The following is an 18,533-nucleotide window of genomic DNA, read 5'->3' on the forward strand; positions in this document are numbered from 1 at the left end:
TTACACTGCTTGGTCTTTACTTTCTTATCATTAAACGTTTTGTAATAAATTTTTTCTGGTTTGTTTTGCAGACTCAACCATCACTTTTAAAGCTTCAACCGTCTCGCTGATTCCTCTTGTTTTAAGGCCGCAGTCGGGATTAATCCAAAATAATGCAGGATCAAGTACTTGCAGAGCGCGGTCAATGTTTCGCTGAAGCTCTTCAAGCTTCGGTACGCGCGGGCTGTGGATATCATATACGCCAAGTCCGATTCCTTGATTGTACGTATGTTTTTCAAACGCATAAATTAGTTCACCGTGGCTTTTAGATGTTTCAATAGAAATCACGTCGGCATCAAGCGCTTTGATTGCATCAATAATCTCTTCAAATTCTGAATAGCACATATGGGTGTGAATTTGCGTCTCGTTTTGCACCGATACCGTGGCTAGCTTGAACGCATACACCGCAGCGTTTAAGTAGCTGTCCCAGTTTTCTCGTTTTAACGGCAGTCCTTCACGCAGCGCCGGTTCATCTACTTGAATCATCGAGATGCCCTGACTTTCAAGTGCTTCTACTTCTTTTCTAAGAGCAAGCGCAATTTGATTTGCCACGTCGTAGCGCGGGATATCATCACGCACAAACGACCAGTTTAAAATCGTAATCGGACCCGTCAGCATTCCTTTAACCGGCTTATTGGTTAAAGACTGTGCGTAGACCGTTTCTTTGATCGTCATCGCCTGCTCGTACGATACATCTCCGTAAATAAGCGGCGGCTTCACGCAGCGAGAACCGTAAGATTGCACCCAGCCAAACTTCGTAAACTGAAAGCCTCCTAATTTCTCACCGAAGTATTCGACCATGTCCGTACGCTCAAACTCTCCGTGCACAAGGACATCTAAGCCGATGTTTTCTTGAATTTCGATCCATTTTTTTATTTCCTCGTTAATGTACGCTTCATATGCTTCATCGCTTAACTCGCCTTTACGCCATTTTAGACGCTCTTTTCGCACTTCTTTTGTTTGCGGAAAGCTTCCAATCGTTGTCGTTGGAAGAAGCGGCAGTTGAAAAGCTTCTTGCTGAACGCGCTGACGTACGTCAAACGGCGCTTGTCGCTCTGCTTTATAGCTATGCAGCTGCTTCAGCTCTTTTTGCACGTCTTGATGATTTCGAAAAGATGATCCATTTAATGCTTGAATTGCCTGTTTGTTTACGCTTATTTCTTCTTCTATTGCTTCTTTTCCTTGCTGCACCGCTTTTGTTAAAAGCGTGATTTCCTTCAGCTTTTCATCTGCAAAAGACAGTGCGTTTTTTAGAATTGGCTCAATGGTTTTTTCGCTTTTCACCGTGACAGGAACATGTAATAAACTTGATGAAGGCTGCAGAATCAAACGGTCTTTTGATACGGCTTTTTCAATTTCACTGATCGTTAAAAGCTGTTCGTCCAAATTTTCACGCCAAATGTTTCGTCCGTCAATCACTCCTGCTGCCAGCACTTTATCAGTTGGAAAACCATATTTATTAAGAGCCGTGAGATTTTCGCCTCGGTCATGCACAAAGTCTAAACCGATTCCTTCAACAGGAAGAGACACAACTTCTTTGTAGTGATCAACGCTGTCAAAATACGTTTGCAAAATGACTTTTACATTCGGTGACGCTTCCTTCAAAGTTTGATAGACTTCTGTGTACAGTGCCAGGTCTTCTTTTGATAGCGTTGTAGCTAAAACCGGCTCATCTATTTGTACCCACTCTACTCCTTCTGCCTGCAGCTCCGCTAAGATAGTTGCATAAAGCGGAACAAATTGTTCAACTACTTCTTTAAACTCACTTTTTTTATATCCTTTTGACAGCTTCACAAATGTTACTGGACCTAAAATAACGGGCTTGCCTTCAATATTCAGCTTCTGTTTTGCTTCTTTGTAAAATTGAAGCGGGCGATTTTCTACAAGTGCGGGCGTACATTTGTCAAGCTCTGGTACGATGTAGTGATAATTTGTGTTAAACCATTTTGTCATCGTAGAGGCTACCGCACCTTTTGTTCCTCGCGCGATGTCAAAATACGTTTCAAGCGATACCGGTCCTCCGTCATAATCAAAGCGCTTTGGCACTAGACCAAACATAGTCGCTGTATCTAGCACATGATCGTATAAGCTAAAATCGCCGACTGGAATTAATTCAATCCCTGCGTCACGCTGTTTTTTCAGATTCACTAGACGAAGAGCTTCAATTTCCTGCAAAAAGATATCTTTCTCTAGTTTTCCTGCCCAAAACTGCTCAAGCGCTTTTTTCCATTCTCGTTTTTCACCAATTCTTGGATAACCTAAGTTTGAACTTTTTACACTGCTCATTTTTTCCACTCCCTGTATATTTTTTATCGATAAACTAAAAAATCTCTCTTTTCGAAATGAAAAGAGAGATGATACGCATACTTAACTAAAGTTGAGATATCCTGTTTTTCTCAACACGTATTCCTCACTCCTCTCTATATCCCGTAGAGCTTAAGTGCATACAACAGGCAGGTCTCCTGACTTAGGTTCATCGCTTCCTATCCCTTCCCATTTCAATATGAAACAGTGGTTAATAAGTTGCTCCCCATTACAGTGGCGGGACCGCGCCGGCTTTTCACCGGTCTTCCCTTTTAAGCTGCATACATTCGTTACACAGCACCTGATGCATTTTTATAAAATTGTTCATTCAAAACATATTCACATAAAATAAAAAGCCTCTCTATCATGAATAGAGAGGCATAGTATCTATGAAATCCTCTCTTATTTTTCAAAGCTGTACGCTTTGCAGGATGTAGCACCTTTTCAACAAAAATGTTAAATGGTTGCCGGGCTTCACAGGGCCAGTCCCTCCGCCTCTCTCAATAAGAGTTTTAATTGTTTATAATATTTTGAATGTAGAGTCATCTTAACACCTTAGATTTATGTTGTCAAAAATTTTTTTAAAAAATCAGTTTTCAGGAGGCGTTGACGCTAATTTTTGCCTTAATAATTTGTAATCATCTTTTCGATGTGTTTCGATTAAATCTTTTGCTCCCTGGTGATATCCTGACGAATAAATGTACTCTACCGCTGTTTCGATAAGCTTTCTTTTTTCTTCGGCACACTCCCGGTCCATTAGGGGGAACAGTCTACCTAAAAGGTCATTTAAATCTTCCTTGATAAAACGATCAAGTCCTTCTTGCATCTTTTCATTTGCCATGATTGCTCCTCCATTTGCTGTGTATGTTCTAAGCCTCTATAAACAGGCATTTCACTGTAAATTTTAAGATAAAGTTAAGTCATTAAACAGTATATCAAGTGAATGTTTTTCTTCAATTACATATGTAATACAAATATATGACAAATATAGAGAATATATCATCATTCATTATCTATTATAACGTTTGACTGAGCCTTCTGCTACAAGGTTTCGTACGGTTTTCCAAAAGAGGTTGAGACATCACGAAATGAATCTAATCTAAAGACAAATGGGTACATGAGCTGAATCACTTTTGACACCGCTGTTGATTTCCGTACAAGACTTCGCTTTCCGCGGGCGGTCGCTGAGCCTCCTCGTCACATACGTTCCTGTGGGGTCTCACCTGTTCCGCTTTTCCCGCAGGAGTCTTCGTCTTGTCCTCCAATCACCTGCTAGAAAGACCTATACACATGAAACCTACGTTTACCCTAACAAAAAAGCGAACCACTAATCACACATCTTGATCGATGATTCGTTTCACTTCGTCCAAAACCCTTTTGTTCCAGCCTCTTTTTTTGAACCTAGCTTTCTACTTTCTTGTTTTTACAAACAATTTCTTCGAGGTCCTCCAAAATCCTTCCAAAGAAGAGGACCTAAAATGTCGTACCTGCTTACAAAAAACTCTGTAAAATTATAATTATTTAAAATTAAAGGCGGCTCAAAATCAAGGGGAGCACCGGCGCCTCCTGACAATACAAAATCAGTGCCTCTTCCAAGCGTAAACGACCCGTTTCTATTTTTTCTAATAAACTGCTCGTCATACGCATGCACGTGGCTGACTAACACTTTTTTCACGCGGTGTTCTTGAATTAAATCAAAAAATTCTTGACTTTGAGGAGTCGTTACAGGAAACCCTTCAAGGTTTGTCCACCGACCGATATTTGGCTGTGCATGCATGGCTATAACGGTATTACGAGGAGCACCCTCTAGCTGCTGTTCTAAATAATGAAGCTCTCTATCTGTAAATCCATATATTTTGTTTTTGGGACTGATGACATTATTTAATGCGATGCACCGGAAGTTAAAGACAGGAATATCAATGACCCAGTGTACTTTTCCGATAGTGGCTCTGAAGTTTTCGAGATTGCTTTCATCAAGGTACAGTTCATCATGATTCCCTACGCATACAAACATAGGAATGTTTGGTGCGATTCTTTCAACAACTTTAACAAAATGCTCCAAATACTCTTTTTTCCCTGTATAGACGGTGTCTCCCCCATGAATAATAAACAGCGGGTTCAATTCTACCGCCTTTTTTAACACAAGCTCAAATTCACCGCTCATCGTGAAACAATCATCGTTTGGTCCGTCACCTCTGCTGTCTCCCATAAAAACAAAGTTAAATGGATCTCTCGGGTTTAATTGTTTAATTCTTTGCTTTAATAACTTTTCAGAACGTTCATGAAGCGTCAAATTCATCAACTAGTTAATCCCCCTATTAATAAATAAATTTAGTTAAAAGTAAACAAGCTTACTTATTTATATGAGAAATTGTTGGTGAAGGTCACTATCTTCTTGTAAGCAGAACGCACATTTAGCTTTCGTTTTAGAAATTGCTAGTTATGAATATCTATTAAAGTCCACACTATAATAAGCTAACCTATCTTTTCATTTTATTAGGCACTAATATGACAGGGTAAAAGCTGAAATCTCTGTATCTACTACTAAGAAAGAGGCTGGGGACAAACAAAGGCCGACATGAGCTGAACTGCTTTTCCCGCAGGAGTCTTCGCCTTGCTCTCCAATCAACTGCTAGAAGAAACGAAACAGCTGAAACCTGCGTTCACCATAAAAAACGAACCACTAATCAAAGTTTTTGATTAGTGGTTCGTTTTTTACTTCAGCTAAAATACTTTTATCTCAGCACCTTATATTTAAAACATTTACGACCATTAAACATATTTATTACGCTCAACTGGAGGTACAGAGCTTCTTCCAGACCTAGCTGCCATGTCCGTTTCAATTTGCTCTAGGCTACGTCCTTTTGTTTCAACAACTACAAAACGTATGAAGAATAATCCGAGAATACAAATGATCCCGAACGTTGAAAAGATAACGCCCAAACTAAACTGATCAGCTAAAATTGGGAACACAAGCCCTACTGCCAGCGATCCAGTCCAGTTAAAAGCAGATGAAATCCCAGCACCGATTCCGCGTACAGAAAGCGGGAAAATTTCTCCTACAATGATCCACGTAAGCGGCGCCCAAGAAAACGCATAGCAAAGGATAAAGCAGCAAAGAGCAATTAACGTAACCCAGTTAACAACGACTTCATTAACGCCTAACGCTCCTAGAATAGCCGGTGTAAAAAATGAAAGAGCCATACCCGCGCCGCCAATCGTAAGAATGGTACGGCGGTTGAATCTATCGACAAACTGCAGAAAAATAAGTGTTGTCACGACAAAGATTACCCCAACAATAACCGTAAAACCAGCAGCTACCTGCGGGGCTAAACCAACTTGACGAGCAATGCTTGTTGCATAATAAACAATTGAGTTTGAGCCTTGAATCTGCTGAAAAGTTGCCATTCCGACGCCGATTATTAATGCTAAACGAAACTTTTTCTGAAACAGCTGCTTAATGCCTGATTGTTCATGCACAGCTACGCTTTCAATTTCAGACACTTCAGCTTCTACTTCAGCTGTTGAGCGGCGAAGCGTACGCAGCACTTCACGCGCTTTATCTGGCATTCCATTTTTAATTAAGTAGCGCGGCGACTCTGGAAGCTTGATCATACCGATGCATAATACAATTGCAAAAATACCGGCGCTGCCAAGCATTAATCGCCAGCTGTTTGGAACCGGCTCAAAAATAAAGGCTACGATATAGCTTAATAATAATCCAATTACAATCATTAGCTGATTTAAACCTGAAAGCTTCCCGCGAATATGAGCGGGTGCGATTTCTGACATATAGGCAGGAACCAAAGAAGAAGCCGTTCCTACTGCTGTACCTAAAAAGACGCGCGCAATCGTTAACGTAATTTCCTCTGGTGCAATCGCTGAACCGATGGAGCCTAAAAGAAAGATGATCGACGAAATTAAAATTAACTTTCTTCGTCCAAACTTATCGCCTAATAATCCGCTTAAAATGGAACCGATAATTGCTCCTCCCATTAGCGACGAAACCACAATCCCCAGCCAGAGCGGACTCAAATGAAACGCTTCACGGATATGACCTTCTGCACCAGCAATAATCCCAATATCATAACCGAATAAAATACCGGCAAATGAGCCGAAGAAGAAGATAAACTTACTTGATACTTTACTCATGATTATAGATCCCCTTTGTATTGTCTTAGTTTTGCTTCCTATCACACAAATTTAAAACGCTTTCATTTATTTCTAAAAACGGCGTTCTTTTACTAACACTATATTTTTACTTCCAAGGAAGCAGTGCTCCCTCGAAAGTAGTGATGCTTACTTAATAATGACGTACTCTAGATCAACAAGCTTTGCATAGCTCACGATTTGATCGGTCGTTAAATTTAATGAAAGTACCGTATGATGGCCTCCTCCGTTTTCAATCCACGCTTTAACGCCGTCTTGGAAGTTTGGCTTAATGTTCCAAAGCACGCGCGCCACCGGAAGATGTGGAGCTGGAACTTCCGGCTTAAATGCCGATACTTCGTTAATTAACAGCTTGTAATGCGTGCCAAAGTCAGCCATGGAAACCACTACGCCTTCTCCTTGTTTACCGTCAAACACTAAGCGGGCCGGATCCTCGCGGTTACCGATACCTAGCGGAGAAACGATTAGTTTTGGCTTGTTTACCGCTAGCGTCGGGTCTACTTCAAGCATGTGTGATTGAAGCACAGACTCACGTCCTGGAGCCAATTCATACGTATAGTCTTCCATAAAGCCCGTTGACTGATTATGGCTCATTACTTTAAGCAAGCGGTCAAGCGCGGCTGTTTTCCAGTCTCCTTCACCGGCAAATCCGTATCCCTGTGCCATCAAGCGCTGTACGGCTAGACCAGGAAGCTGTTTCATACCGTATAGATCTTCAAAGTTAGTCGTAAAAGCGCTATAGCCGCCATCGTCTAGAAAACGTTTAATCGCAATTTCATAGCTTGCCTGTACTTTTACGCTAGACTCCCAGTCTTCTGCAGAATAATCACCGTAGACAAATTCGTACGCGTCGGCATATTCAGCAAATAAATCATTGATTTCTTCTTCCTTAACGGCATTGACATATTGAACAAGGTCACCGATTCCGAAGTAGTCAACCGTCCAGCCAAATTGAATTTGTGCTTCAATTTTGTCTCCTTCCGTTACGCCGACGTTGCGCATATTGTCACCGAAACGCGCAACTTTAATGTTAAAACTTTCGTTATAAGCAGCGGCTACGTCCATCCACTGAGCAATTTGCTGCTGTACTTCAGGGCGCTCCCAGTAGCCTACTACGATTTTATTTTGCTTGTTCAAACGCGCGTTGATAAAGCCGTATTCACGATCACCGTGAGCGGACTGATTCAAGTTCATAAAGTCCATATCAATCGTTTCCCAGGGAATGCTTTCGTTAAATTGTGTTGCCAAATGAAGCAGCGGTTTTTGCAGTAGCTTGGTGCCGCGTATCCACATTTTTGCAGGCGAGAACGTATGCATCCACGTGATTACGCCGGCAACTTCATCTCGGTAATTCACTTCTTTCATCATGCTTGTAACCGTGTCAGTACTCACTGCTAAATCTTGCAGAACAATCGGATAAGGCAAGATACCGCTTTCATTTAAAGCATCGGTCATGCTTTGCGCGTGTGCTTTTACTTCTGCTAGTGCTTCTTTTCCGTAAAGATGCTGTGAACCAACAATAAACCAAAATTCTTTTTGAGCTGTTTTTAACATGATAATCCCCTTTTCTGTATGTAAGTCTTTTATTGTCCTTGCCCGTAGTACGCGTTTTGTCCGTGTTTTCGTAAATAATGTTTGTCTAATATACGCTGCGGCAGCTCTTCAGCCAGCCCGTTTAATTTTTGTGTAAAAAAGTTCATTTTGGATACTTCGTCTAATACGACGCTGTTCATTACCGCCGATTTGGCATCTTTTCCCCACGTAAACGGTCCGTGCCCTTGAAGTAAAATACCAGGAACCGCTAGCACATCTAAGCCGCGCTCTTCAAATGTTTCAATAATCACCTTGCCCGTTTCCACTTCATATCCGTCATTCACTTCTTTTTCTGTTAAAAAGCGCGCGCACGGTACCGAACCATAAAAGGTATCGGCATGAGTGGTACCCATTGCCTGTACATCAAGTCCTGCTTGAGCCCAAATGGTCGCCCACGTCGAATGCGTATGGGCAATACCGCCGATTTGCGGGTAATGTTTATAGAGTACGGCATGCGTCAGCGTATCAGATGACGGATTAAGCTCACCTTCTACCACGCGACCTTCTAAATCAACGACTACCATGTCTTGCGCCGTCATTTTCTCGTACGTCACGCCGCTTGGTTTAATTACAAACAAACCGCTGTCTCGATCAATGGCACTTACATTTCCCCACGTATACTTGACCAGTCCGTGTTTTGGCAAATCGACGTTTGCCTGAAATACTTCTTCTTTTAATTTATCTAGCACACTAACTCCTCCCGTTCTTCGCTGTGGTGCTCTGCAGCTGCTTTTTCAATCACTAGCCCTTTTTTATATCTTTTAATAAATGCTTCAAATCCTTTTACGTCGAGTTCGTCAGGATAAATTTCTTGGGCGGTCACTTCTTTAAAGACTTTATCATCCAAGAAATCTTCTAAACTTTCATTCTCACTTTTATTGAGCATATAAGAAGAAAGAATAGCCATTCCCCACGCGCCGCCTTCTCCAGCTGTGTCCATGACGGAAACAGGCGTGTTGATTGCCGCTGCCATCATTTTCTGACCGACTACCGGCGTTTTAAATAATCCTCCGTGTGCTAAAATACTGTGAATCTTTACGTTTTCTTCTTTGACTAAAAGATCCATCCCTATTTTTAAAGCGCCAAAAGCTGTAAAAAGATGTGTACGCATAAAGTTTGCTAGATTAAAATTGCTTTTTGCTGAACGGACAAATAGCGGACGTCCACTTTCTACTCCCGTAATATTTTCACCTGAGAAATAGCCGTAGCTGAGCAAGCCCCCTCCATCAGGATCAGCTTCTAGCGCTTTATTTAGCATCACTTCAAACAATTTATCCGACTCTACTTTTTGCCCCATCGCCTCCGAAAATTCACGAAACAATCCGAGCCAGGCGTTTAAGTCGCTTGAGCAGTTATTCGCATGAACCATGGCAACTGGACTGCCGTTTGGCGTAGTAACCAAATCAATTTCCGGATAAACGTTTGAAAGCTTTTTATCAAGTACAATCATCGCAAAAACGGACGTTCCTACTGAAACATTTCCCGTGCGTTTTCTTACGCTGTTTGTCGCCACCATTCCCGTTCCCGCATCTCCTTCTGGAGGACAAAACGGAATGCCCGGCTGCAAATTTTTTGATTGATCTAAAATGCTAGCTCCTATCGCTGTTAATGTACCTGCTTGCTCGCCTGAAGTATGAACTGCAGGCAGAATATCTGATAGTTGCCACGGATACCCTTTGTAAGAAATAAGCTCATCAAACTGCTTCATCATATCTTCACTGTAATTTTGCGTGCGTTCATCAATTGGAAACATTCCCGAAGCATCTCCAATGCCAAGCGCCTTACTGCCTGTTAGCAGCCAGTGAATATAGCCGGCTAGCGTTGTCATGTAATCAATGCGCGGCAGATGTTTTTCTTGATTGATGATTGCCTGATAGAGATGCGCAATGCTCCATCGTTCAGGAATATTAAATTGGAAATGTTCAGTTAACTCTTTTGCTGCTGCGCTTGTTGTTGCATTACGCCACGTTCGAAACGGAACAAGCAGCTCACCTGTTTTATCAAACGCCATATATCCGTGCATCATAGCTGAAACGCCAATGGAGCCAACTGTTCGAATCGTGATTCCGTAGCTTCGTTCTACTTCTTGCTTCATTTCACGGTAAGCACTTTGCAGACCTGTAATAATATCGAGTAAGTTGTACGTCCAAAAACCGTCTTCTAAGAGATTTTCCCATTCATAACTTCCAGATGCGATCGTTTCAAAGTTTTCATCGATCAGCACCGCTTTAATACGAGTAGATCCAAGTTCAATTCCAAGAGACGTTTTCCCTTTAGCAATTGCTTGTTTTATGCTTTCTTGAGTTGTTTTCACGTTTAATCTCCTTTCTGATAGCTATAACAATACCTATAGCAGTAAGGAAGCGCTTTCCGTTTTATGTAACGCTGTTTGAATTTGTTAACAACTTAAGTATATTTATTTGTACGTACATTTGTCAACATAAAATTTATATATGCACACAAATATTCAAAACACCCTACTCTTTCCTTCTTGAACTCTTAAAAAGTCGGTATCCAACCCTTAAATCATTTCCCTTTCGATTAAAAACCAAGGAAATCTTTTCATTTATTCACGTTCATGATAAAATATGTCCATACAAATTTTACACATAAAAAAGTTGAATGTATACAACTACGAAAGAAGTGAAAACATGAAGCCAAAATATCAGGTGATTATTGAGGATATAAAAAGCAAAATTCTTTCAGGCGATTACAGCATAGGCGAACAAATTCCGACTGAATCGGTCATGCAAGAAACGTATGGTGTCAGCAGACATACGGTTCGAAAAGCCATTTTAGAGCTGTCGAATGAAGGATTTTTAAGAAGCGAAAAAGGATCTGGCACCTATGTAAGCAATCAGTATCAATCCAAATCTAGCGGGGCTTCTGCCAACAAAACAATCGGTGTAATTACCACGTATATTTCCGACTATATTTTCCCTTCTATTATTCGCGGAATTGAAAGCAGGTTAAATAAAGATAATTATTCGCTGCTGCTGGCGAGCACGAATAACGATGTGGAACAAGAAAAAAAAGCGCTGGAAATGATGCTTTCCTACGGAGTAGACGGTCTAATTGTTGAGCCTACAAAAAGCAATTTGTACAATCCAAACATCTCGTATTATTTATCATTCAAAGAACAAGACGTTCCGTTTACAATGATTAACGCCTACTACGAAGAATTGGACGTTCCGTTTTTTTGTCTAGACGACGTTCAGTCAAGCTACCTTGCCACAAATGAATTAATTTCAAAAGGACATACGCAAATTGGGCTTATCGCAAAAATGGATGACCTGCAAGGAAAGTACCGAATGAAAGGCTACATAAAAGCGCTCGGTGAAGCAAAGCTCCGCTTTCAGCCTGAGCATATTTTGTCTTTTAACACCGAAACAAAGCTTGATTTGTATGCTAATTTAAAAGAATTTCTTACTGAAAACCAAGATGAAATGACCGCTCTTGTCTGCTATAACGATGAAGTCGGATTAGAAGTTGTAAATGTATGCAGACAGCTTGGCATTTCCATTCCGGACAAGTTGTCAATTATTGGTCAGGACAACTCCTACATCGCTAAAAATGCAACGATTAATTTAACAACGTTAACCCACCCGCAGGAACAAATGGGACACGACGCGGCGGATTGGATTATTAAAAAGCTGCAGGGCAAAAAAGAGTTGCCAAACGAAACCTACTATCAGCCTGTGTTAGTTGAAGGTGAAACGATTAAAGAGTTAAATGCCAAGCGTGATGAAGTTCGTTAAAAGAAGGCTTCCTTAGAGGTCTATAAAACTTCTTATGAGATAAGGGGATGCACATTATTATGCATCTCCTTCTTTGTGTAATGAACCGGTTCATACCAAAACTTAATACCCTATTCTTTTGTAACAACTTGTTCAATTCTTTTACATGAACACCCGTAAAAATCACTCATTGGGATGATTTTTTTTTATGACTTCAGTGATAAAGTTTTATAGAGAAATTTATTTACTAATAGAATGTAAGATGAAAAAGGAGATATTCATGAAAAAACTTAGTATGCTGCTGCTCGTTTTAGTCATTGCGGTGGTCGGCTGTTCAAAAGGAAATGAGCAGCAGTCACAGGAAGTAAAAGGAACAATTGAAGTACCGCAAACTATTAAAGCAAACGAAAAAACATCTATTAACGTACTCGTTACACAAGGAGATAAAAAAATCGAAAATGCAGACGCCGTACAGATTCAAGTTGAAAAAGAAGGCTATATTAACCAGAAAATGATCGATGCAAAACACGAAGGTAACGGCGCATACAGCACCGACTATACGTTCAAAGACGACGGCGAATATACGATTACCGCTCATGTGACGATAAAAGGCGACATGAAAATGTTTACGAAAAAAGTGACGGTTGGCGAGAAAAAGTAAATAGCCTATCAAAAAGCGTCCTATGCTTCTTATAAAGTATTGGATTAAGAGTAAAAAAACTTAAATAGCGTCATAATTTTAGGTTCAAACCACATATGGTTTGAACCTTTTAATTTTGATGATTTTGTAGGGTGTATCGGTAATTAGTCTATAGATCAGCATACTAATAAATTGAAAATGACTAATGTCATGCGCTTGAAAATCATGCTAGAATAAGCTTCTGAATTGTTGCTACTATTGATGTGATAAAAAATATTATTTAACTTAGATAATTACTACTGGGAGGAACGAATTTGACAGAACCTATTAAAATTATTCGTGATTTAGACTCCTTACAGGGGACTTGTTATGTGGAAATAAAACCTGGAAAATACACAGGTGAACACTGGACTAAAGAATCAATATTTTTCACAGATGAAACATTCACTTACTTTTCCAGTGCGATTGAAAAATACTACAAAAAATATTCTCTTTGGGGAATGAGTGAGATAAGCCGAGAGACTTGGAAATTGATTGTAGAGGAACTAGAAAACCTTAAATTATTTTTAATGGATAATCCAAAAGCTGATGAATTAAAAAATCATATCGGTTTTTTCTATCTGGATAGCACGGAGAAAAAATCCAAAGAAAACCTCAATCAACATGTTAGTGATTTAGTTCAAGTTATCAGCGAATTCCAAACTTGGATAACTGAAAAGAGTAAAAATAACGGGTACATTTCGATATTAGGTATTTAAGCGAAAAGGACCATCACCTGATAGTCCTTTTTGGTTATTTTAATACCGAAAAGCCTACGAAAAAATCTGTTTTTTTTGATATGCTATTTATTACTTTGCACTTCAAAACCGAACCCGCTATTCTTGTCAACGGTCGCTTTTATTATTTCTTTGATTCTTTGATACGGTCAAGATACTGCTTCGCATGAAGCAAACCAAGATTTTTTTCTTTTCGTATGTATTTAATAACCTGAACGTCGCTTCGGCCATTCATAACCATCAAATTGACTCTGTTTTCAAAAGCCTCGTCTTTCTCTATTTCTAGCTGCTTCCGCTCTTCATCTAAATCACGTTTAGGTGTTTTGAGCAGGAATATCACTAGTATAACAAGAACGCTGCTTGTGGTGATATAAAGCCAAAGCCAATCGAGAAACCAGCTGTTAATCACATTCACTATGATGAGAATGGTGAAGCAAGAATATAGCCTTGTTTGATACTTATTAGCTTTTTTTGAATCTATTTTATTAAAAAATATCCCCACGGTCAGCCTCCTTTTAGCATTTCATTGGCGCTTTTTTCTATTAATCTCTCGTGGTGCAAACTGCAGCTTTTTTTACCTAATGATGACACTCTTGGTTGTACCCTCGTTTGTCTCATAGCCTCCTGAACTGTTACTGCCAATCACTTGTATGCTGCCGTAATTACGATAATCTTTGTCCAAAGAATGAGAGGTTTGTAGCTGTTTTAACTCCGTTCCCTCTAAAATAAAGTAAGGGCCGTCATAACTCGTATTCTCGTACTCACCGGAAGAATGAAGGTGCGTGTACGCATAGCGACTAGTTGTAAAGAAACGCTGGTTGTTAAGGGTTTCTACCTTCGAAAAAAACTCATCTGCCGTCATTAGTCGGTTGTATTGAGCAGGCTTTCCATCAACTTTGTCACTTGTAACCGTCAACCGGTCCTCTCCTTGATCTTCACATGAAAAACAAGAGCTGTAATCCAGCATTTTATAGGAGTTATGACCAGAAGTATCTATCACTGTAAACCGCATAGAAGATATGTTTTGATCTCTATCTAGCGTTAAACGAAAATCTTCTATTTTTGCTTTATTCTGTGACAGCTGCTGTTCTTTTCGAAATGATTCCCAGCTTTTGCTTACTTCTCCAGACTTCAGCTCATCTCTTGTAAATAGAAGCGTTTGTTTTGTACCTTTATAAACGACATTTACGATACTGAGAATAAGAAGAGCAAGGATTGCCAGCCAGCAGATGGTTTCTGCCACCTTGTTTTTTGCCATAGTTGTTCTCCCCCAGAAGTTACATGTATGTGCATCATAAACGAAGCGCACATCATACAAATTACCATTTCCCCTAAAAAATATCAATTAATCTTGCTAAAACTAAAAATCCATTGAATTCGAGACTTATAAAAAAGTGCAGGACTCTCTCAAGAGCCCTGCACTTTTATTTCATATTTAAATAAGGTTAAACGCTCTTACCACTTGAGCAACCGCAAACGTAACGCCAATCGCAATCACTGTTGGAATCGCAAAAGCAAGAAACGTCCACTTGACATTTTTGGTTTCTTTATAAATATTCACAAGCGTCGTTCCGCACGGAAAATGCAGAAGCGAAAACAACATCATGTTAAGAGCCGTTAGCCACGTCCAGTGGTGATCAAGGAAAATTTGCTTAAGTCGAGTCGCATCTTCAATTTCAATTAATGAGCCCGTTGATAAATACGCCATCAGTAGAACCGGTACAACAATTTCATTAGCCGGCAAGCCAATGATAAAAGCAGCTAATATATACCCGTCTAGCCCCAGCGTCTTGGCAAACGGATCAAGAAACTGAACAAAGTGCATTAAAATACTTGTGTCACCGATATAAATATTAGCCAATACCCACGTTAACACCGCTGCGGGTGCTGCAACAATAATCGCGCGTTTTAACACGAACAGCGATTTATCCAGCGTCGCACGCACAATTGTATCTACAAATTTTGGCTTACGGTAAGGCGGGAGCTCTAGCGTATAGTGTGTTGGTACTCCGCGCAGCGCCGTTTTAGACAGTGCCCACGATACAAACAGCGTCACAACAATTCCAAATAACACCGTTCCGACTACCACAAGCGCTGTTACGAATGTTTTAGCGCTTCCTGTAAAGCCGGTCGCCATAAATAAAGAAGCTAACAAAATCAGCGTAGGCCATCTGCCGTTGCACGGAACAAAGTTATTTGTTAAAATCGCCATCATACGTTCACGCGGCGATTCAATAATACGAGTCGACATAATCGCTGCGGCGTTACATCCAAATCCCATCGCCATCGTCAGCGACTGCTTGCCGTGTGCACCTGCTCGCTTGAACAGACGATCCATATTAAACGCTACGCGAGGCAAGTAGCCGTAGTTTTCTAAAAGGGCAAACACCGGGAAAAAGATGGCCATTGGAGGCAGCATCACGCTAATGACCCATCCCGTACCGCGAAACAGCCCTAATACAAGAATTCCGTGCAGCCATTCTGGTGCATGCATCGCTTGAAAGAAAGCTGTTAAGTACCCTTCCGCCCAGCCGAACCCTTGTGCTATTAATCCGGAAGGAACGTTTGCGCCTGCTATAGTGATATAAAAAATCACTGATAAAATACCAAGCATAATCGGAAATCCCCAAATTGGCGAAGTGAAGACTTTATCCAATTTCTCCGTACGCTGAAGCTTTGAGCGATCTTGGTACACAACTGATTTTTTACATATTTGCTGTGAAGACTGATAAATACTTGCGACCATATTTGAACGATGATCTTTTTCTTTTGCCTGCTGCGCATAGCGCGTTAGCTGTTCCATCGCTAATGAGTTTTCAGGAGTTAACGGATTTCCCATATGCGCTGTTCCTCCTTTCTGTGTGACTGATATCTTGCTGCTGACGCTGCTGAATCGTTTCTAAAAATGACGTGTCTCCATCAAGAACCCGTAAAGCAATCCAGCGCAGAGGAAATTGATTTCCCACAATAGAAGCGACTTGAGGTTCTAGCTCCTTTAGTGACGCTTCTATTTCTTTTGTGTACTGCACCTGGTAAGGATTAAGCTTTACTTGCCCGCGTACGACTCCTTCAATCGCATCTAGCAAATTCGTAATTCCTTTTTTATTGCGAGCTGATATAGGCACAACCGGTACGCCTAACGATTCAGCGAGCTTTTTTTCGTTAATCACAATTCCTTTTTTCTTTGCTTCATCCATTAAGTTCACGCAAATCACGACGTTTTCCGTCATTTCCATCACTTGCAGCGCTAAATTAAGATTTCGTTCCATCGCCGTTGCATCCACCACAACAACCGTAACGTCAGGTCTTTCAAATAAAATATAATCGCGCGCTACTTCTTCATCCGCCGAATTTGAATAAAGTGAATACGTTCCAGGTAAATCGACGATTGTGTAGAGCTGCTGGTGATGTTCAAACGTCCCTTCTGCTTTGGCTACGGTTTTTCCCGTCCAGTTTCCCGTATGCTGCTTAAGACCGGTTAACCCGTTAAATAACGTACTTTTTCCTGTATTCGGATTTCCTGCTAATGCTATACGATACTTACTCACCGTCATCACCTACTTTTTTCACATAAATTTTTGAACTTTCTTCTTTTCTGAGACCAATCGTTGTATGACTGACTTGATAAGCAACAGGATCTCCCAACGGGCTTTTTTGAAGCACTTTGATGATGGCTCCTGGAATAAAACCTAAATCTAACAAGCGGCGCTTTAACGCACCTTCGATTTCGATTCGTTCGAGCTGTACCGTTTCACCTGTCGTAAATGTAGACAATGGATAATTATTTACACTAGCCATCTATTTTTCGTCCCTTCTTTTTTTTTACCTAAGGTTATGTTTTTTTCATCAGACCAACTTTTAAGGTAAAAAAATATGCTCGTTGATTTTTAATAGGGTATTCTGCTGGTGCAGAAAAATGAACATGTCAGCATAATTTATTTAAAATTTTCAGTTTTTACTTGTCATGATACCGAAAGTTTACCACAGGAAACTTTTTTAGTCTAGGGTAAATAACTGACTTTTTTCTTATTTCTACTGAAGGCATAAAGTGTTGAACGCTGGTCTATTTTTTCTAATAAAAGTAAGTCAAAAATAATTCCGTAAAAAGGAATTAACAAAAGTAAAAAAATGTAAAGGTGTGCTATACTAGTGAATGAACTTTTTTGGAAAATAAAGTATGTATTGGTTTTAAAACCTACAAAAATCACTTTAGGGGGCTTTTATGAAAAGCTTCAAAAGAGTTAGCGCAGTTGTTTTAGGTTTGGCTTTGTTATTTTCACCGCTTGCTCCGCAAACAGTTTCAGAAGCAAAAGTCGTGTGGGGGAATCAGGAACTGGTTAAAGGGCAAATAGGACGCATTACCGTTTTAAAGAACACGAATCTTTACAATATTAAAAACAACAAGTTAGCAGCGGCTAGAAAAGTGACAAAAGGGCAAGTATTCCGCGTGTATTCTGAGTCTAGCAAATTTGGTGGTCTGTATGGGGTATCAAAGGGTACCTATGCTCAGAAGTCATCAAGTATGAAGTATGAAAAAGCGCCTAGTGACAAAATTCAAGCACTAGGAGTAACGGTTACAAAGAAATCTTTAGCGAGCAACATTAGCTATCCGCAGGTATCCGGCCTTATCAATAAACCATTTGAGGTTAGCTACAATCGAAAGTTTTTAAACATTGCAAAGGAAGCCCAAAAAGAACACAACGAGCTAAAAGAACAAGAGAAGGAAGACCGTAAAAACGGCTGGGCGCCAGGTCCTTATTCTCGTAATATGACATACTCTGTACCTTACAACCAAGATAATATTTTAAGTGTTGCTATTACCAATGATGCGTACGCTGGCGGCGTTCACGGCAACGCTTGGATTGATACGTACAATTACGATTTGTTAAAAGCTCGACAAATCAACTTAAAAGATATTATTAACAATAATACGAAGCTAAATAAAGTTAATAACTATATTCGCAATGAAATGATTGCCCGCAATAAAAAAGGTGCTCAGTTCTGGGTTAATGAATTTAAGTCTGTAAACTTAAAAGAAGATCAGTTTTACTATACAAGTAACGACATTGCCATTATATTTGGTGAGTATGAGTACGGCCCGTATTCTAACGGCATTCATACGTTTAAAATCCCGTCCAGCGTTTATAAATAAGATAGTCGTATATAGCCTAGTACATGAAAAAAGAAGCATGCGAACCATCAGTTCACATGCTTCTTTTTCTTTTTTTCTGCAGAATAAGCGGAGCAAAAAAGAAAGGTGAGCCCTACTCCGCT

The 18,533-nt window shown here is 40.2% G+C and carries 16 protein-coding genes, 1 pseudogene and 2 riboswitches; of the genes and pseudogenes, 4 read left to right on the forward strand and 13 right to left on the reverse strand.

Annotation, left to right across the window (positions count from 1 at the left end; all coding sequences use genetic code 11):
• Window positions 1-30: 30 nt before the first annotated feature.
• From metE to LJC66_RS18465, 8 genes and pseudogenes are all read right to left on the reverse strand, one after another.
• Window positions 31-2,325 carry a 5-methyltetrahydropteroyltriglutamate--homocysteine S-methyltransferase gene (gene metE, locus LJC66_RS18435; RefSeq protein WP_230933223.1) on the reverse strand — a complete coding sequence of 765 codons (2,295 nt, stop codon included), beginning with the start codon at window positions 2,323-2,325 and terminating at the stop codon, window positions 31-33.
• Between the two features lie 149 nt (window positions 2,326-2,474).
• Window positions 2,475-2,663: riboswitch (cobalamin riboswitch) on the reverse strand.
• 79 nt (window positions 2,664-2,742) lie between these two features.
• A riboswitch (SAM riboswitch) is annotated at window positions 2,743-2,853 on the reverse strand.
• Between the two features lie 79 nt (window positions 2,854-2,932).
• A complete protein-coding gene (locus tag LJC66_RS18440; RefSeq protein ID WP_025750813.1) occupies window positions 2,933-3,184 on the reverse strand; it encodes a hypothetical protein in 252 nt (83 codons plus the stop codon).
• Window positions 3,185-3,384: 200 nt separating this feature from the next.
• Window positions 3,385-3,612, reverse strand: a pseudogene (locus LJC66_RS27980) (hypothetical protein).
• 154 nt (window positions 3,613-3,766) lie between these two features.
• A complete protein-coding gene (locus tag LJC66_RS18445) occupies window positions 3,767-4,642 on the reverse strand; it encodes a metallophosphoesterase family protein (RefSeq protein ID WP_230933726.1) in 876 nt (291 codons plus the stop codon).
• A 473-nt stretch (window positions 4,643-5,115) separates the two neighbouring features.
• Window positions 5,116-6,495 (reverse strand): sugar porter family MFS transporter, encoded by a 1,380-nt coding sequence (locus LJC66_RS18450; RefSeq protein ID WP_121945662.1) that lies wholly within the window; start codon window positions 6,493-6,495, stop codon window positions 5,116-5,118.
• Window positions 6,496-6,642: 147 nt separating this feature from the next.
• Window positions 6,643-8,067, reverse strand: a complete 1,425-nt coding sequence (gene araA / locus LJC66_RS18455) for an L-arabinose isomerase (RefSeq protein WP_230933224.1) — start codon at window positions 8,065-8,067, stop codon at window positions 6,643-6,645.
• Between the two features lie 29 nt (window positions 8,068-8,096).
• Window positions 8,097-8,795 carry an L-ribulose-5-phosphate 4-epimerase gene (locus LJC66_RS18460; RefSeq protein WP_230933225.1) on the reverse strand — a complete coding sequence of 233 codons (699 nt, stop codon included), beginning with the start codon at window positions 8,793-8,795 and terminating at the stop codon, window positions 8,097-8,099.
• Entirely contained in the window at window positions 8,789-10,420 is a 1,632-nt protein-coding gene (locus LJC66_RS18465; protein WP_230933226.1) for a xylulokinase, read from the reverse strand. Before LJC66_RS18465 ends, LJC66_RS18460 begins: the two co-directional genes overlap by 7 nt.
• A 337-nt stretch (window positions 10,421-10,757) precedes the next feature.
• Here LJC66_RS18465 and LJC66_RS18470 point away from each other — a divergent pair, with 337 nt between their 5' ends.
• The 3 genes from LJC66_RS18470 to LJC66_RS18480 all read left to right on the forward strand — a co-directional run bounded on the left by LJC66_RS18470 (window position 10,758) and on the right by LJC66_RS18480 (window position 13,241).
• Window positions 10,758-11,864 carry a GntR family transcriptional regulator gene (locus LJC66_RS18470; RefSeq protein WP_230933227.1) on the forward strand — a complete coding sequence of 369 codons (1,107 nt, stop codon included), beginning with the start codon at window positions 10,758-10,760 and terminating at the stop codon, window positions 11,862-11,864.
• Window positions 11,865-12,123: 259 nt separating this feature from the next.
• Window positions 12,124-12,504: a FixH family protein gene (locus LJC66_RS18475; RefSeq protein WP_230933228.1), complete on the forward strand. Its 381-nt coding sequence runs from the start codon at window positions 12,124-12,126 to the stop codon at window positions 12,502-12,504.
• 293 nt (window positions 12,505-12,797) lie between these two features.
• Complete coding sequence (locus LJC66_RS18480; protein ID WP_230933229.1) at window positions 12,798-13,241, forward strand: hypothetical protein; 444 nt, start codon at window positions 12,798-12,800, stop codon at window positions 13,239-13,241.
• A gap of 142 nt (window positions 13,242-13,383) precedes the next feature.
• Here the strand turns inward: LJC66_RS18480 and LJC66_RS18485 are convergent, their stop codons facing one another.
• From LJC66_RS18485 to LJC66_RS18505, 5 genes are all read right to left on the reverse strand, one after another.
• Window positions 13,384-13,761, reverse strand: coding sequence for a hypothetical protein (locus tag LJC66_RS18485; protein WP_230933230.1), 378 nt, complete (start codon window positions 13,759-13,761; stop codon window positions 13,384-13,386).
• 72 nt (window positions 13,762-13,833) lie between these two features.
• The gene (locus LJC66_RS18490) at window positions 13,834-14,517 is read right to left on the reverse strand and encodes a hypothetical protein (RefSeq protein ID WP_230933231.1); all 684 of its coding nucleotides are present in this window, start codon (window positions 14,515-14,517) and stop codon (window positions 13,834-13,836) included.
• A 177-nt stretch (window positions 14,518-14,694) separates the two neighbouring features.
• Window positions 14,695-16,062 (reverse strand): nucleoside recognition domain-containing protein, encoded by a 1,368-nt coding sequence (locus LJC66_RS18495; RefSeq protein WP_372586383.1) that lies wholly within the window; start codon window positions 16,060-16,062, stop codon window positions 14,695-14,697.
• A gap of 13 nt (window positions 16,063-16,075) precedes the next feature.
• Window positions 16,076-16,807: a FeoB small GTPase domain-containing protein gene (locus tag LJC66_RS18500; RefSeq protein WP_098599270.1), complete on the reverse strand. Its 732-nt coding sequence runs from the start codon at window positions 16,805-16,807 to the stop codon at window positions 16,076-16,078.
• Window positions 16,800-17,057 (reverse strand): FeoA family protein, encoded by a 258-nt coding sequence (locus LJC66_RS18505; protein WP_013058246.1) that lies wholly within the window; start codon window positions 17,055-17,057, stop codon window positions 16,800-16,802. Before LJC66_RS18505 ends, LJC66_RS18500 begins: the two co-directional genes overlap by 8 nt.
• A gap of 424 nt (window positions 17,058-17,481) precedes the next feature.
• On the opposite strand from LJC66_RS18505, the gene LJC66_RS18510 reads away from it, so the two are divergent.
• Window positions 17,482-18,411, forward strand: a complete 930-nt coding sequence (locus LJC66_RS18510) for a DUF3298 and DUF4163 domain-containing protein (RefSeq protein ID WP_230933233.1) — start codon at window positions 17,482-17,484, stop codon at window positions 18,409-18,411.
• Window positions 18,412-18,533: the final 122 nt, after the last annotated feature.

Origin of the sequence: Priestia sp. TSO9 (assembly GCF_021029645.1) — a bacterium.
GTDB classification, from domain to species: domain Bacteria; phylum Bacillota; class Bacilli; order Bacillales; family Bacillaceae_H; genus Priestia; species Priestia megaterium_E.